This is a genomic window from Paraburkholderia sp. RL17-373-BIF-A (assembly GCF_046030175.1).
Classification (GTDB): domain Bacteria; phylum Pseudomonadota; class Gammaproteobacteria; order Burkholderiales; family Burkholderiaceae; genus Paraburkholderia.
This window is the reverse complement of the sequence record NZ_JARESO010000072.1, coordinates 1-15,126: the sequence shown is the minus strand read 5'-3', so window position 1 is coordinate 15,126 and position 15,126 is coordinate 1. Positions and strand designations below refer to the sequence as shown.

The window sequence follows — 15,126 nt, the reverse complement described above, 5'->3', positions numbered from 1 at the left end:
CACAGCCTGTCCCGGGAAGCCGACTTCGCTCAACGTCCGCCATTCACCACACTGCGGAAGGTATCGATGAAAATCGCTCTTATCAGTGAACACGCTTCGCCGCTCGCACTTGCTGGCGGAGTCGATAGCGGTGGACAGAACATCTACGTGGCAAACGTCGCGCGCCAGCTGCTCGAAGCCGGCCATCAGGTCGACGTGTTCACGCGGCGGGACCGCGCGCTGCTGCCGCTCATCTCCGACATGGACGGCGTGCGAGTGATCCATGTGCCTGCCGGTCCGCCGATGCAACTGCCGAAGGAACAGCTGCTGCCATTCATGGATGAGTTCGCAGCATTCCTCATCGAATTCTTTCGCCGAGAAAGTGCGAGGTATGACGTGATGCACGCGAACTTCTTCATGTCCGGTCTCGCCGCGTTGAAGGTGAAGGCGGCACTCGGCATTCCGCTCGTCACCACCTTCCATGCGCTCGGCCGGCTGCGCCGGATTCATCAGGGCACGAGCGACGGCTTTCCGGACGAACGCTTCGCGATCGAAGACGACCTCGTTGCGCTGTCGGACGTCATCGTCGCCGAGTGTCCGCAGGACGAAGCCGACCTGATCGAGCACTACCATGCCGACCCTGCGCGCATCCGGATCGTCCCGTGTGGTTTCGACGCCGACGAGTTCTGGCCCATCGGGCGCGCCGTCGCACGCGAAGCGCTCGGCTGGAAGCGCGACGAATTCATCGTGCTGCAACTCGGCCGGCTCGTTCCACGCAAAGGGATCGACAACGTGGTACGGGGCGTGAGCGTTCTGAAGCAGGCTTTCCGCGCGTCCGCGAGACTTTATGTTGTGGGCGGCAACTCCGACGTGCCGAACGAACTCGCTACACCAGAAATCGCACGCTTGCGCAGCATCGCCAGCGAGTGTGGCGTGGAGGGACAAACCACGTTCGTCGGGCGACGCGGCCGTGCGCAATTGCGCTACTTCTATAGCGCCGCCGATGTGTTCGTGACGACGCCGTGGTACGAGCCCTTCGGCATTACACCGGTCGAGGCAATGGCTTGCGGCGCGCCGGTGATCGGCGCCGACGTGGGCGGGATTAGTTATTCGGTGGCCGATGGCGTCACGGGCTTTCTGGTGCCGCCGCGCGATCCGGTCGCGCTCGCCGTGTGTCTGGATCAGTTGCGGCGTAACCCCGAGCTGGCGCGCCGGATGGGCGAAGCGGGTCTCGCTCGCGCGCATGCGGAATTCACCTGGCGCGGTGTGGGCGAGTCGCTCGCGCAGATCTATGCGCGCGTCGCGCGGGCGCCACACCCGGTGCCGACGGAAACCGTCGTCGGGCAGAGCGAGATGCCGAGGCGCGCCGCGGCGGGAGCGTCGTCCGGCTAACGCTGCGGGCGCACGCAGAGACAGACATCGCGTGATGCCGCGGCAGTGGCACACCACCTCGGCACCACTCACATTTTTTCGCATGGACGCTCATCATGCTGCGACCCGCTGTATTTCTCGACAAGGACGGCACACTGCTCGACGACGTGCCGTACAACATCGATCCCGCGTTGATGCGCCTGGCCCCGGGCGCGCGCGACGCACTGGCGCTGCTGGGCGCGTCGCCGTTCGCGCTGTTCGTCATCAGCAATCAGCCAGGCGTGGCATTGGGCCTCTTCGCGCGCTCGGCGCTGAAGGATGTCGAAGCGCAATTGCATCATCTGCTCGCCGGGTGCGGCGCGACCTTGAGCGGCGCGTACTGGTGCCCGCATCATCCGGATGGCAAAGTTCCGCCGTACGATGTCGGCTGCGATTGCCGCAAGCCCGGGGCCGGCCTGTTGCTGCGCGCAGCGCGTGCCCACCAGATCGATCTCGCGCACAGCTGGTTTATCGGCGATATTCTCGACGACGTCGAAGCCGGCAACCGTGCCGGCTGCCGCACCGTGCTGCTCGACAACGGCCACGAGACCGAGTGGATCGAAGGCGCGTTGCGCGTGCCGTTCGCGCGCGCCGCCAATTTGCACGAAGCCGCGCAGATCGTCGTTCTCCATGACGGCGGCACCCCCACCACGCCGCTTTATGCGCAAGCCCCGCGATGAACGCCCCGTTGCTAATTGCGCAGCCGACGCTCGCTCACGCGCGGGTGCCGCTGGAAGCATCTCCGCTGACGCGTTGGGGCGACGACGTCAGGCGCATTCTGTGCGTGCGGCTCGACAATCTCGGCGACGTGCTGATGACCACGCCCGCGCTGCACGCATTGCAAGAGTCCGCTGCGAATCGTCATATCACGCTGCTTGCGTCGCGCAGCGGTGCGGCGCTCGCGCCTTTTCTCGACGATGTCGACGACCTGATCGAATACGACGCGCCCTGGGTGGCGCCTGGGTCGAGCGCTGTGCGCACGCTGGCCGAGGATCACCGGATGCAGGAGCGTCTGCGCCGCAACGGTTTCGACGCCGCCGTGATTTTCACGGTATACAGCCAAAGCGCGCTGCCGGCTGCGATGCTCTGCTATCTGGCCGGCATCCCGCGCCGTCTCGCGCATTGCCGTGAAAACCCCTATGCGTTGCTGACCGACTGGTTGCGCGAACCGGAACCCCAGCAACGCACGCGTCATGAGGCGGAACGCCAGCTCGATCTCGTGCGCCAGGTGGGCGCACACTCGCCCGACACGCGCATGCGCTTCCGTGTGCATGAGGCCGACCGGCGCACGCTCGGCGCGAAATTGTCGGCGCGCGGCGTGGATCGCGCGGCCGAATGGATCGTGCTGCATCCCGGAGCGACCGCAGCGTCGCGCCGCTATCCGCCCGAGCGTTTCGGCGAAGTCGCCACCCTGCTCGCGCGTGAGACCGGCGCACCGTTACTGATTACCGGCAGTTCCAGCGAACGGCCGCTGGTCGAGGCGGTGATCCGCGCCGCCGCGCCAGGCGCTCGCACGCGACTGCACGATCTCAGCGGCATGCTGACGCTCGGCGAACTCGGCGCGTTGATCGAACGCGCGAGCGTGCTCATTTCCAACAACAGCGGGCCAGTGCATCTGGCTTCCGCGTTGGGCGCTCCCGTTGTCGACCTGTACGCGCTGACCAATCCGCAGCATACGCCGTGGCAAACGCCGTATCGCGTGCTGTTTCGCGATGTCGAATGCCGCTGGTGTTATCGCAGCGTGTGTCCGCAACAGCATCACGCGTGTCTGCTCGGCGTTGCGCCTGGCGAGGTCGTGCAAGCCGCGCTCGAATTGCGTGCCGCCATGCCGATGGCCGAGGCCGCCCCGAACCCTGACGCGAATAGCAACGCCCGCCATACCGACGCGCCGCCGCTTGCCGACGAACCGCTGGTTCCCTGACCCCTCTTTCATTGCGAACGCCCATGTACACACTCGGAATCAATGCCGTCTATCACGACAGCGCCGCAGCCTTGCTGCGCGACGGCGTGGTCCTCGCCGCCGCGGAAGACGAACGCTTCACGCACGTCAAACATGCGAAACGCCCGGTGCCGTTTTCGACCTGGCAGTTGCCCTTCGATGCGATCGACTACTGTCTGAAGGCCGCCAGCATCACCCTTGCCGACATCGACCACGTGGCCTATTCGTACGACCCCGCGCTATTCGGCGGCATGCCGGGCCGTGCGGGCACCACCATTGAGCTACCGTTCCATCCCGCCAATACACGACTGACGGACCCGTCCGCATCCCCATGGGACCCGCTGTTCCTGAGCTACATCGCGAACGCGAAAGGGCAATTGCTCGACGGCGCGCCGCATCATCTGCGCAAGCGTTTTCAGGGGGTGGACCGCGAGCACGGCTTCGAATGGCACTTCGTCGAACATCATCTTGCCCACGAAGCAAGCGCGTTCCTCGCGGCGCCGTTCGACGACACCGCCGTGCTGACCATGGACGGCCGTGGCGAAGGCGTGACGACTAGCATGGGACAGTTCGTCGGCGGCGAGTATGCGCGGCTCAAGCAGGTCGAACTGCCGCATTCCCTCGGGCTGCTCTATGAAGCCGTCACCGACTGGCTCGGCTTCCTGCATTCCTCAGACGAGTACAAGGTAATGGCGCTCGCGTCATACGGCAAGCCCCAATACGTCGATGTATTTCGCGAGATCGTTCGCTATCGCAATGACGGCAGCTACACCGTCGAGGCACCGCGTCTGACCGCGCGGTTCGGACCGCCGCGCGAGCGTGGCGGTCCGCTTGAACAGCGCCACTTCGATATCGCGCATTCACTGCAGCGCGTGCTCGAAGAAACCGTGCTGCAACTGGCCGGCTGGCTGCATCGGCAAACCGGGCTCAACACCCTCAGCATGGCCGGCGGCGTCGCGCTGAACTGCGTGATGAATTCGAAGTTGCGCGACGCCGGCCCATTCGACGACATCTGGGTTCAACCCGCCGCCGGCGATGCGGGCACCGCGCTCGGCGCGGCGCTATGGATCGATTACCGCGAGCGCAGCGCACGCGGCGACCGCCGGCGTCGCTGGATCATGGATCACGCATACCTCGGTCCGGAATATGGCGAAGCGGAGATCGAACAGTTCCTGCGCTGGTCGAAAGTGCCGTACCGCAAGGTTGCCGACATCCCCGGGGAAACCGCCGATCTGCTCGCCAACGGCAAAGTGATCGGCTGGTATCAGGGCCGCACGGAGTTCGGGCCGCGTGCGCTCGGTGCGCGTTCGATCCTCGCGTCGCCGATCGATCCGCACATGCAGGCCAAGCTCAACGAGATCAAGGATCGTGAGGACTTCCGCCCGGTTGCGCCGGTGGTGATGGAAGAACATGCGAGCGACTGGTTCGTCGGTGGCCGGGCCGCGCCGTTCATGCTATTCGTTTTTGACGTCCGCGCCGACAAGGCCGACCGCATTCCAGCCGTGCGCCACGTGGACGGTACAGCGCGCGTGCAAACCGTCAACCGCACGCAGCATCCGCTCTACTATGACCTGCTGGCCGCGTTCATGCGACGCACCGGCGTACCAATTCTCGTGAACACGTCGTTCAACACGCGCGGAGAGCCGATGGTGAACTCCCCGCGCGATGCGGTCGAATCGTTCTGGACCTCGCCGCTCGACGCCCTCGTAATCGGCCCGTTCCTCGTCGAGAAAGCAGGAGTACGCGCATGAGTTCATCCGCGTCCGCTCCGGTCGATCTGCGCGGCGACTTCGGCAGTCCGCGCGGCGCCGCTGAGCCGATTGTCCCCGGCAGTGCCGGTGCGCTGCACTCACATCTGGACATCAGCGTGGTCGTGCCGACCTATCGTCGGCCGGCGCTGCTCGCCGCGTGTCTTGACGCGCTGTGCCAGCAGGATTTTCCGGCGGACCGCTACGAGATCGTGGTCTGCGACGACGGTCCGGACGAAGCCGCGCGCACGTGCGCCGAGCATCTTGCAGAGGCCCAGGCGGCGCGGGGACTGACGGTGCGCTACGTACCCGTCACGCGCACGCAGGGCCCGGCCGGCGCACGAAACGTGGGCTGGCGGCTCGCGCGCTCGCCGCTGATCGCTTTCACCGACGACGACACTCTACCCGACCCGCACTGGCTGCGCGCCGGCGTCGCGGCGCTCGCGCAAGACGCTGCGGCCGCCGCTGGAACGATCCTTGTGCCGCTGCCGCCATTGCCGACCGATTACGAAGCGGACGCGAGTGGCCTGGAACGTGCCGAGTTCGCCACCGCGAATGCGTTTGTCGCCCGTAGCTTTCTCAGTATGACCGGCGGCTTCGACGAACGCTTCACCTCCGCGTGGCGCGAGGACTCCGATCTGCAATTCACGCTCATGCGCGCACGCGCCAAGATCGTGCGCGCAAGCGATGCGGTAGTCGTGCATCCGGTGCGGCCCGCGCGCTGGGGCGTAAGCATCGCCCAGCAGCGCAAGAGCCAGTTTGATGCGCTGCTTTATAGAAAACATCCCGAATTGTTCAGAAAACGAATTCGCGCGCGGCCGCCGCTGCTCTATTACGCGATTCTGTGCGCCGCATTGGCCGCGCTGATGGGCGGGGCCGCCGGCAACGCATCCCTCGCGTCTGGCGGCGCCGTCGCGTGGTTCGTGCTGACAGCGTACTTCTGTGTGATGCGCTTGCGCGGCCGCGATCGAAGCTGGCGTCATATCGCCGAGATGGCGTGGACCTCGATTCCAGTTCCATTCCTTTCCATCTTCTGGCGACTCTACGGCGCCGTCCGTTTCAAGGTGTTCTTTCTATGAATGCAGTTCCGTTTCTGGCGACGCTCGCGCCGCGCCGCATCGTCATCTTTCGCGCGCTACAACTCGGCGACATGCTGTGCGCCGTGCCCGCGCTGCGAGCGTTGCGGCAGGCGGCGCCGCAGGCGCACATCGCGTTGATCGGCTTGCCGTGGGCGCAAGCGTTCGTTGAGCGTTACGCAGATCTCGTCGACGAGCTGATTGTGTTTCCCGGCGCGGTTGGCTTTCCCGAACAGCGCGAATCCGACGCCGGCCTCCCCGCGTTTTTTGCGCGGATGCGCTCGCGGCGTTTCGACCTCGCAATCCAGTTGCATGGCAGCGGCGGCATCGCGAATGATCTGCTGCTTGAATTCCGCGCACGGGCCAACGCAGGCTTCGTGCAGCCGCACGAGGCGGCACGGCGCGGCGCTTTTATCGGCTGGCCGGACGGGTTGCCGGAGTCCGAACGCTACCTCGCGCTGATGAATGCGCTCGGCGCGCCTGTAATGGACCGGCAGTTGTGGTTCCCGCTGGGCGCGCGCGACGGCGAGGAGTACGCCGCGCTGGTGGCCGAGCATGGTATCGAAGCGCAGCGGCTCGTGCTGATCCACCCTGGCGCGCAATTGCCGTCGCGTCGCTGGCCTGCCGGACGGTTTGCCGGTGTGGCCGACCGCCTGGCCGCCGACGGCTGGCAGATCGCCATCACTGGCACCGCCGCCGAGGCGCCGTTGACCGGCGCCGTGCGCGGCGTAATGACCGCGCCCGCGCTGCCTCTGGCCGGCGCCACGTCGCTCGGCGGACTGGCCGCGCTCGTCGCGCGTGCACGACTGGTGGTCTGCAACGACACGGGCATCTCGCACATTGCCGCCGCCACGGCCACCGCATCGGTGGTAATCGCGTCCGGCAGCGACACCCGACGCTGGGCGCCGCTGGACCACGCACGGCATCGCGTGCTTGCCGACTATCCCGCGTGCCGGCCATGCACGTTCCGCGACTGCCCTTATGGTCATCCATGCGCGCTGAATGTCAATGTGGAGCAGGTGGTCCAGACCGCGCGCGCGCAACTCGCGCAGGACAGCGGGGCGCATCCCGGCGCGCCGAGCGCGCTGCATGCATCTGCGGACCCGGAAACTTTCGAGGAGCAGCATCATGCTGCGTAATTGCGGCCGTCTGCGCGTGCTGACCTGGCACGTGCGCGGCAACTATCTGTACTACCTGACCCACGCGCCGCACGACTTCTATCTGGTCACGAAACCCGGCCATCCGCCCGGCTATGCGGGCATGGTTGGCGTGCTGCCGTGGGGCGACAACGTGCACGAGATCGGTATCGACGAGGTCCCCGATTGGCAGTTCGACGTGATCCTGTATCAGCATAGGACTCACTGGGAACATGACCGCGAGCAGGTGTTGAGCGGAGAGCAACAGCGTCTGCCGCGCGTCTATATCGAGCACGATCCGCCCCAGGACAATCCGTTCCAGCAACGGCATTGGGTCGACGATCCGAACACGCTGATGGTGCACGTCACGCATTTCAACCAGTTGATGTGGGATTGCGGCGTCACGCCGACGCGGGTGATCGAACACGGCGTGGTAGTGCCCGAGGGCGTACGCTACAGCGGCGAACTTGAGCGCGGCATCGTGGTAGTGAATCACCTCGCGCAGCGCGGGCGACGGCTCGGCGCGGACGTCTTTGCCGAAACGCGCACCCGCGTGCCGCTCGACCTGGTCGGAATGGATGCGCAGCGGCTCGGCGGGATCGGCGAAATCGGAAACCTCGATCTCGCGGCCTTCACCTCGCGCTATCGCTTCTTTTTTAATCCGATTCGCTGGACCAGTCTCGGTCTCGCGATCGCCGAGGCGATGACGATCGGCATGCCGATCGTCGGTCTTGCAACCACCGAACTGGCCACCGTGATCCGCAATGGCGAAAACGGTTTCGTACATACCGACGTGGACGCGCTGGTGGACGCAATGAGCGTACTGTTGCGCGATCCCGCTGAAGCGCGACGCCTCGGCGCGGGCGCACGGTGCACCGCGCTGAAGCGCTTCAATATCGACCGGTTTACGCGGGACTGGCACGAGACGTTACTGCATGTCACCGCATGAATCCAATCTGAACCGCCACGATCCAAGGACGACGCATCATGAAAGAACTCACCCGCAAACGGATTCTGGTCACGGGCGGCGCGGGCTTCCTCGGCTCGCACCTGTGCGAACGCCTTGTCATGCAAGGGCACGACGTGCTGTGCGTCGACAACTTCTACACCGGTACCAAGGACAACATCGCACCGCTGCTGGACTGCGCGAACTTCGAATTGATGCGTCACGATGTGACCTTTCCGTTATACGTGGAAGTCGACGAAATCTATAACCTCGCGTGCCCCGCTTCGCCGATTCACTATCAGCACGATCCGGTGCAGACCACCAAGACCAGCGTGCACGGCGCGATCAACATGCTCGGGCTCGCTAAGCGCGTGAAGGCGAAAATCTTCCAGGCGTCGACGAGTGAAGTGTATGGCGACGCGCTGGTACATCCACAGACTGAAGACTACTGGGGTCATGTGAATCCCATCGGCCCGCGTTCCTGCTATGACGAAGGCAAGCGCTGCGCTGAGACTCTGTTCATGGATTACCGGCGTCAACACGGCCTGTCAATCCGGATTGCGCGCATTTTTAACACGTATGGCCCCCGCATGCATCCCGCGGACGGCCGCGTAGTGTCGAACTTCATGGTGCAGGCGCTGCGCGGCGAGCCGCTAACGCTCTATGGCGACGGTTCGCAAACCCGCTCGTTCTGCTATGTGGACGATATGATCGACGCAGTTATCCGTTTGATGAATGTCGACGACGATCCGGGCGGCCCGGTCAATCTCGGCAATCCTCATGAGGTCACGATGGGCGAGATCGCGCGGCGCATCGTCACGATCACAGGCTCAGCGTCGCCGATTGAATTGCATCCGCTGCCGACTGACGATCCGTGGCATCGCCAGCCGGATATCTCCCGGGCGCGCGAGTTGCTCGACTGGCAGCCGCGAACTTCGCTCGGCGACGGCTTGCTCGAGACTGCACATTATTTTCGCGCACGGATGGAGGGCTTGTTGTCAGGCGAGACACACCGCGAGGCTTTCAATGAAGATGAACGCTTATCACCGGGGCCGGTCACTCGCGCATCGCATCTCGGTTGTGGTCCTCACGCGTAACCGCGCGACGGAAGTGATGCACAGCCTGTCGCGCCTCCCTTGCGTGCCGGAGCAGCCCGGCGTGATAGTTGCCGACAATGCATCCAGCGACGATACCGTCGCGCTGATCGAGGCGGGGTTGCCGGGAGTACGCGTCGTGCAATGCCAGTCGAATTTAGGCGCCGCAGGGCCGCAATCAGGCTGTCGCCTGCATATCGACGGACTATGCGTCCTTCCGCGACGACGATACGTGGTGGGAGGCCGGCACCCGGGCGCTCGCGGTTCGTCTGCTCGGCGCCTCGCCGCGCGTCGCGGTGCTGAGCGCCCGGGTGCTGGTCGGCGAGTCGCTGGAACTGGATGAACAGGTGTTCGTATCCGCAACAGCCCGCTGGCGAGCCGTGATCTAGCTGGCCCACCGCTGACGGGCTACATCGCGGGCGCGTGCGTTTTCCGCACTGATGTGTTCCGCGCCGTCGGCGGATACGAGCCGCGCCTTTTCACGGGTGGAGAAGAAGAACTGGTCGCGCTCGACCTCTTCGCTTCCGGCCGTCTATATGCTCAACCAACTGAGCTAACGACCCGAGCTACTCCCATTCATTGGCGACCTCGCAGCCGCCACCGGTTTTTCTCCTGTCATCGTTGCCGGTCTTTGCGGGCTCAGTTCGTCTGCACCTCGATCCGTCGCGGCCGTGCTTCGTCGCGACGCGGAATCGTCAGCTTCAGCACGCCGTCCTGCAGATTCGCATCGATCTTCGATGTGTCGAAATCCGGGCTCAGCGAGAACGCGCGCGCAGACGCCTGTTATCTGCCGACCTCCATCACTTCGCCCATGAACTCATGTCCCAGGATGTCGCCCGATTTCATACCCGGCATGAATCCGTCAAACAGGTGCAGATCCGACCCACAGATCGCACAGCTCGATACCGTGAGGATGGCATCTCGCGGATGCTCGATAGTTGGGTCCGGGACATGATCGACGCGGACGTCCTTCTTGTCGTGCCAGCAAAGAGCTCTCATTTCGTGCTCCAAATGTGAGCCGACCCGTCGAACGGGCAAACGGGAATGACGGTCTCAAAGCGTCTGCGCCGGTACACCTGGGTGGCGCGCAAGGATCGGAAGTGCTGACACGGCGTGTTGCTAACCCGGTGACAGCGGTCGGTATGGAGCAACGTGTGTGCCGCGGGCCAGCCCACTACGTAGGCAACCGGCCGCCGCACTTTCCCGGTGTTCCCAACGGAGGCGCAGCAGTGCAAACCGCAGCGTGCTGCTGTGCGGCGCACGCGGATCGGTCCTTGCTAATCCCATTACGTGTCACTGCTGGAGACAAGCCATGAATATTCCCATGCAAGCCGTGTCTTTCCTGACATCTCGAGGCCTGAAACTGGCGACAGCCGAATCCTGCACGGGTGGCCAGATCGCCTCCAGCCTCGCGAGCGCTCCGGGCAGCGGCGCATGCCTCGATGTCGGCTTCGTGAGCTACTCGCCCTCGGGCAAAGCCGGCTTCCTCGGCGTCAGGAGAAAGACGATGGAACGGTCCGGCGTGACGAGCGAAGAAGTCGCCCGCGAGATGGCGGAAGGCGCGCTTCGCCAGGAAGGCTGCTGTGCCGATGTGGCCGTGTCCAACACGGGTCTCGCGGACGCCGCGCCTGGCGGTCCGCCGGCAAGTACGCAGTGCTTCGCATGGTCGTTCCGGACCCGCAACGGCGAGCTACTCACGTTCACTGAAACACGGCTGTTTCCGGGCAACAGAAACGACGTGCGTTCGGCGGCCGCACTGTATGCGCTTTCACGCATCGAGTGTTACTTCGATCAACTCCCGCGCGCGCAACGGGAACAATCTCAGAGGACTTCGCCATGACCCTGCCACCTTCTACCGAGAGAAATGCCTGGCAACAGGCCGTCATTCGCGAACTCGGCGTTGCGCACGATTTCGACGTCGACATGGAGCGGGAACAGCGCATCACTTTCCTTTGCGACTATCTTATTTCGCAGGGGCTTCGCACGTACGTTCTCGGCATCAGCGGCGGCGTGGATTCGTCCACCGCGGGCCGTCTCGCGCAGCTTGCGGTCGAGCGCCTTCGCGCACGCGGCTATGAGGCGAAGTTCGCGGCTGTCCGCCTTCCCTACGGCAGCCAGCGCGACGAGGAAGAAGCCGCGCTTGCGCTCGAGTTCGTCCGTCCGGACGAGACGTTCACGGTCAATATCAGGGATCCGTCGGATGCAATGCTAATCTCCCTCAAGCGCGGCAATGTTCAATACGTCGACGACTTTCAGGAAGACTTCGTGCTCGGCAACATCAAGGCCCGGCAACGAATGGTCGCGCAATACGCGATCGCCGGGGCGCGGGTGGGCGTCGTGATCGGCACCGATCATGCGGCAGAGTCGCTGATGGGCTTCTTCACGAAATACGGCGACGGCGGTGCGGACATCCTGCCTCTCGCCGGTCTCACAAAGCGGCGGGTGCGGGCATTAGCACAGGCACTGGGCGCGGCAACCCGCCTCGCCTATAAGGTGCCGACGGCAGACCTCGAATCTCTGACGCCGCAAAAGCCGGACGAGGACAGCTATGGCATCAGCTACGAAAACATCGACGACTTCCTCGAAGGGAAACCGGTGAGCGACGAAGTTTTCACCACGATTCATCGCTTTTACACGGCGACCCGTCACAAGCGCGCCCTTCCGGTCTCATTGATTTCCACAAGGCCGTGATCGATGGACCGGCGTGCGGGCATCGCTCGCCGCCGGTGCCGCCCCGTTGAGCACGATGGGGCGCGGCGTGGGCACCGTTGTGGGAACGCTTTGCCGGAGTCAGGCGCATCCGCAACAGCGCCGATGTCCATACGGCACCGCATTGATTCGCTTCGGCACTTATACAGATGACCCGGCGGGAGTTAGAGGTTCATAGCTCGAACGGCCCTCGCTCTCTCTCCGCGCCTGAAGGTCACGCGGCACTGCCCGTCTTATGGCAGGACGGAGGTTATTGTGCAGAGGTCGTCCCGGCGTTCCTAGTCCGCGGTGGTATTGCATTGCGCGGCTGGAGCTCTATCTTGAAGTCCCGCTGGCACCGACTGGCGGGTATACGGCTTGCTGGGCTAACAACATCCCCTCAGGCGAGACGATTGCCCACGCAAGACACCGGAAAATGACGATCGCTACGAGAGCTTGCGCCGGCGGCAAGCTTCCATTCTGCGATCGGACACGAAGCGTGGCATAGCCCGATAGGCTGCGCCACGACGAGTACATTGCGGCGCTTTTCGCTGTACGCGCCATCGCGAACGGGGCGTCACCTCGACTAGTGGCCCAGGTATTCGGCACAAGGCGCCTTTCCGCGTCCGCCTGCGGACTGATCTTTCGGCGTCTTCATTACACCGGGCACTCTGGAGAACTCTAATGCCTGATACCGCTTCCTCGATGCCTCGGCCCATCGCCTCGATATCCGGCTGGATCAAATACATGTGCTCGCGGCGTTCCATCGCGATCACGCCGACGGCCCTTGGTGGCACAAGTGGGCAATCGTTCATTCGACCTGTGCCGCTCTCGAAATCCACGCGCAACTTGAGGCCGCAAGAAAGAACGTCCTGCCGAGCGAGCGGCCGTCGGCGAGCATTAAAGCCGCTCATCAGCTCGATGGTGACAAGCATCGCTGGACCGCAGAGGCGCAGAGGCGGCATCCACAGTCGGTCTCGCTCGGACACTCGCAGATGAATGCGGATCGCGAACAGCGATACGACGGGTCCGATCACCACGCCGACGACGAGATAGATCATCGCGCCGCTCTGCGCATGACCCAAAGCTGCCGCTGGAAAAATGACAACGATTGCCATAAACTTTGCCGCATCGTACACGGTCCCATAGTCGACCCCACAGCGGAGTCGGCTCACCGCCTCTCCGGCGCTGGTTTCCCTACATCGGGATGCGAGGGCGTAAGCGAGAGATAGCATTCTCCGTACCGGCGCCGTCATCGCTAGGGCTTCGTCGCGATTACACTGGTCGATGTTGCACCCACGTTGGCCGCACTACCTGATGTTCGGCAGCGAGGAATAAGGCTATCGCAGCGTTGTCATCGACCGCGAGCCGTGGGGAGGCGATATCTTCTTCAGGTGCTAGTCGCATATGGGGCCGCGCGGCACGGTAACTGCGCACTTCGCGGATGACCGGCACCACACATTGGCCCCGGTCCAAAAGCGGCGAGATGATAGGACGTCGTCGGCCATCCTGCCGGCGATCTCAGGCGAACAGCGAGATCGTCACCCGACCGCCGGTACGCCTCGATGCCGCCATTCCATCTTTCGTGGCAGCGGACTGACCGTTCGCGCCGCTCGCTTCGAACAAAGAGAGAAGAGGACTCACCATGAGTGACGGCATTGCAAAGCTTTTCCGGCATTTGACAGCAGGCGTGTATGTCATCGGCGTGGCGGACAGTGATCTCCGAAATGCGTTTACTGCGAGTTCGATTATGCAGGTTTCGTTTTCGCCGTTGCTTCTCGCTATTAGCATCAATCCGGAGCACGAGTCCTATCGGCTCCTTTGCAGAGGCCGGGTATTCGCCATCAGCGTGCTGCGCGCGCAACAACGGGCGGTCGCCGTGCACTTCGGCACACAATCGGGGCGCACGGTCGACAAGCTCGCGTCGATACCGTGGCGGCCAGGCAAGACGGGCGCACCGCTGTTGGTCGACGCGCTGGCTTACTTCGACTGCGAGGTGGTCAGAGACATCGTGGCGGGAGACCATCGGCTGGTGATAGGCCGCGTGATCGATGGGGCAATAGTCAGCCCGGCCGGGGACCCGCTGCTATACGCTCAGACCGGTGACCTGGACATGAGCGCGGGTCTGTATCCGCAGGAGTTTTGCTAACCACGTTGCCGTTTATTCTTTCCGTGCGTTGCGGCAACCTCCTATAGTCGAACACGCGAGATGCGCGTCTACAGTCGCGGCCGACCTCCCGGCTCAGGCCGGTGACATACTCGAACGCGCCGAACGGCGTGGAAGCACCCAAAGACATTCGGACGTCGAGGTACTTTACTCCACGAGACCTCTCAAAAGCACCAATTTCGACAAGACTGCATGGCGGAGGCCGGAATTGATGGACAGAAGCAGGCAATCGTCGCGTTCGATAAGAAAGCCTCCGAGGGAGTCGGCTCGCTATTGACCGCCTTGATGGGTGTCACGAGCCTCTTTCCAATAGTGGATCTTTCTCATGGGGGCCTGTGCGGCGGACAAGAAAAAGGTACGGTGGCCCGGATACGCTGCTCTATCGTTTCTGTACGCATCACTGTCTCCTTCGGCGCCAATCGCAGATCGCAAAAATCTGAACCCCTCGCGGTCGAGTGAGGCATTCTCTTCGCGCGACGCGCGACGCCAGGAGGTAGTGGCCGCCTACCGATTATCTGTAAACGCCACAAACCCGGTGAGGACAGTTACGGCATCAGCTACAAAAAGATCGACGATTTTCTGTGCGGCTGACCAGTCAGCGACGACGTGCTGACGACGATCCGTCGTTTTCACATGGCTACCCGGCATAAACGCGCCCTCCCCGTTTCACTGCCGCCCGCGCGCGCCTAAGCGCCGGACCGCTTGCGCGCACGCGGGGCACGTCATCAGCAGGAGCAAAGTGAGCCGCGCGCTTGCCACGAGTGCCGCGCGCGCCGGCCCAACAATGCCAGGTCGACGGGGGCGCCGGACGGTCGACCGGGCGACGCCCAACAGAAGCATGTTCCTCGCGCAAAACCGAACGCCGGCCGTCAGGCGTCAACGGGCAGGACTGTTGGTACGTGTGCCCCCACTTCCGCGTGCGGCGCGTACTGCCGCGTCGCTC

At 63.9% G+C, this 15,126-nt stretch carries 12 protein-coding genes and 4 pseudogenes; 14 read left to right on the top strand and 2 right to left on the bottom strand.

Annotation, left to right across the window (positions count from 1 at the left end; genetic code table 11):
* The first annotated feature begins 66 nt into the window (after positions 1–66).
* The 8 genes from P0D80_RS42750 to P0D80_RS42715 all read left to right on the top strand — a co-directional run bounded on the left by P0D80_RS42750 (position 67) and on the right by P0D80_RS42715 (position 9,331).
* Positions 67–1,371, top strand: a complete 1,305-nt coding sequence (locus tag P0D80_RS42750; RefSeq protein WP_408292879.1) for a glycosyltransferase family 4 protein — start codon at positions 67–69, stop codon at positions 1,369–1,371.
* A 95-nt stretch (positions 1,372–1,466) separates the two neighbouring features.
* Positions 1,467–2,069, top strand: coding sequence for a D-glycero-alpha-D-manno-heptose-1,7-bisphosphate 7-phosphatase (locus P0D80_RS42745; protein WP_408292876.1), 603 nt, complete (start codon positions 1,467–1,469; stop codon positions 2,067–2,069).
* The gene (waaF, locus tag P0D80_RS42740; protein WP_408292873.1) at positions 2,066–3,310 is read left to right on the top strand and encodes a lipopolysaccharide heptosyltransferase II; all 1,245 of its coding nucleotides are present in this window, start codon (positions 2,066–2,068) and stop codon (positions 3,308–3,310) included. The genes P0D80_RS42745 and waaF overlap by 4 nt, the downstream gene beginning before the upstream one ends.
* A 23-nt stretch (positions 3,311–3,333) precedes the next feature.
* Positions 3,334–5,079 (top strand): carbamoyltransferase family protein, encoded by a 1,746-nt coding sequence (locus tag P0D80_RS42735; protein ID WP_408292869.1) that lies wholly within the window; start codon positions 3,334–3,336, stop codon positions 5,077–5,079.
* Positions 5,076–6,155, top strand: a complete 1,080-nt coding sequence (locus P0D80_RS42730) for a glycosyltransferase family 2 protein (protein ID WP_408292866.1) — start codon at positions 5,076–5,078, stop codon at positions 6,153–6,155. The genes P0D80_RS42735 and P0D80_RS42730 overlap by 4 nt, the downstream gene beginning before the upstream one ends.
* Positions 6,152–7,291, top strand: coding sequence for a glycosyltransferase family 9 protein (locus tag P0D80_RS42725; RefSeq protein WP_408292863.1), 1,140 nt, complete (start codon positions 6,152–6,154; stop codon positions 7,289–7,291). Before P0D80_RS42730 ends, P0D80_RS42725 begins: the two co-directional genes overlap by 4 nt.
* Positions 7,281–8,237 (top strand): glycosyltransferase family 4 protein, encoded by a 957-nt coding sequence (locus P0D80_RS42720; RefSeq protein ID WP_408292860.1) that lies wholly within the window; start codon positions 7,281–7,283, stop codon positions 8,235–8,237. The genes P0D80_RS42725 and P0D80_RS42720 overlap by 11 nt, the downstream gene beginning before the upstream one ends.
* Positions 8,238–8,275: 38 nt before the next feature.
* Positions 8,276–9,331 (top strand): UDP-glucuronic acid decarboxylase family protein, encoded by a 1,056-nt coding sequence (locus tag P0D80_RS42715; RefSeq protein WP_408292858.1) that lies wholly within the window; start codon positions 8,276–8,278, stop codon positions 9,329–9,331.
* 636 nt (positions 9,332–9,967) lie between these two features.
* On the opposite strand, the pseudogene P0D80_RS42710 reads toward P0D80_RS42715, so the two are convergent.
* Together P0D80_RS42710 and P0D80_RS42705 are read right to left on the bottom strand one after the other, a co-directional pair.
* A pseudogene (locus P0D80_RS42710) lies at positions 9,968–10,102 on the bottom strand (Hsp20/alpha crystallin family protein); the annotation flags it as partial.
* Positions 10,103–10,114: 12 nt separating this feature from the next.
* Positions 10,115–10,327 (bottom strand): annotated as a pseudogene (locus P0D80_RS42705) (alcohol dehydrogenase catalytic domain-containing protein); the annotation flags it as partial.
* 313 nt (positions 10,328–10,640) lie between these two features.
* Between P0D80_RS42705 and P0D80_RS42700 the strand changes: the two are divergent.
* From P0D80_RS42700 to P0D80_RS42675, 6 genes and pseudogenes are all read left to right on the top strand, one after another.
* Positions 10,641–11,168, top strand: a complete 528-nt coding sequence (locus P0D80_RS42700) for a CinA family protein (protein ID WP_408292855.1) — start codon at positions 10,641–10,643, stop codon at positions 11,166–11,168.
* Positions 11,165–12,019 (top strand): NAD(+) synthase, encoded by an 855-nt coding sequence (nadE, locus tag P0D80_RS42695; RefSeq protein WP_408292852.1) that lies wholly within the window; start codon positions 11,165–11,167, stop codon positions 12,017–12,019. Before P0D80_RS42700 ends, nadE begins: the two co-directional genes overlap by 4 nt.
* Before the next feature lie 681 nt (positions 12,020–12,700).
* A pseudogene (locus tag P0D80_RS42690) lies at positions 12,701–12,870 on the top strand (hemerythrin domain-containing protein); the annotation flags it as partial.
* Positions 12,871–13,661: 791 nt separating this feature from the next.
* Positions 13,662–14,165 (top strand): flavin reductase family protein, encoded by a 504-nt coding sequence (locus tag P0D80_RS42685; RefSeq protein ID WP_408292849.1) that lies wholly within the window; start codon positions 13,662–13,664, stop codon positions 14,163–14,165.
* 210 nt (positions 14,166–14,375) lie between these two features.
* Positions 14,376–14,642, top strand: a complete 267-nt coding sequence (locus P0D80_RS42680; protein WP_408292846.1) for a hypothetical protein — start codon at positions 14,376–14,378, stop codon at positions 14,640–14,642.
* Positions 14,643–14,711: 69 nt separating this feature from the next.
* Positions 14,712–14,873: pseudogene (locus P0D80_RS42675) on the top strand (ammonia-dependent NAD(+) synthetase); the annotation flags it as partial.
* Positions 14,874–15,126: the final 253 nt, after the last annotated feature.

Bases quoted from the DNA above. Each gene is read 5' to 3' on its own strand.
- P0D80_RS42720 (WP_408292860.1), top strand. From the start codon at position 7,281: ATGCTGCGTAATTGCGGCCGTCTGCGCGTGCTGACCTGGCACGTGCGC.
- P0D80_RS42700 (WP_408292855.1), top strand. From the start codon at position 10,641: ATGAATATTCCCATGCAAGCCGTGTCTTTCCTGACATCTCGAGGCCTG.
- P0D80_RS42730 (WP_408292866.1), top strand. From the start codon at position 5,076: ATGAGTTCATCCGCGTCCGCTCCGGTCGATCTGCGCGGCGACTTCGGC.
- P0D80_RS42745 (WP_408292876.1), top strand. From the start codon at position 1,467: ATGCTGCGACCCGCTGTATTTCTCGACAAGGACGGCACACTGCTCGAC.
- P0D80_RS42680 (WP_408292846.1), top strand. From the start codon at position 14,376: ATGGCGGAGGCCGGAATTGATGGACAGAAGCAGGCAATCGTCGCGTTC.
- P0D80_RS42685 (WP_408292849.1), top strand. From the start codon at position 13,662: ATGAGTGACGGCATTGCAAAGCTTTTCCGGCATTTGACAGCAGGCGTG.
- waaF (WP_408292873.1), top strand. From the start codon at position 2,066: ATGAACGCCCCGTTGCTAATTGCGCAGCCGACGCTCGCTCACGCGCGG.
- nadE (WP_408292852.1), top strand. From the start codon at position 11,165: ATGACCCTGCCACCTTCTACCGAGAGAAATGCCTGGCAACAGGCCGTC.
- P0D80_RS42750 (WP_408292879.1), top strand. From the start codon at position 67: ATGAAAATCGCTCTTATCAGTGAACACGCTTCGCCGCTCGCACTTGCT.
- P0D80_RS42735 (WP_408292869.1), top strand. From the start codon at position 3,334: ATGTACACACTCGGAATCAATGCCGTCTATCACGACAGCGCCGCAGCC.
- P0D80_RS42725 (WP_408292863.1), top strand. From the start codon at position 6,152: ATGAATGCAGTTCCGTTTCTGGCGACGCTCGCGCCGCGCCGCATCGTC.
- P0D80_RS42715 (WP_408292858.1), top strand. From the start codon at position 8,276: ATGAAAGAACTCACCCGCAAACGGATTCTGGTCACGGGCGGCGCGGGC.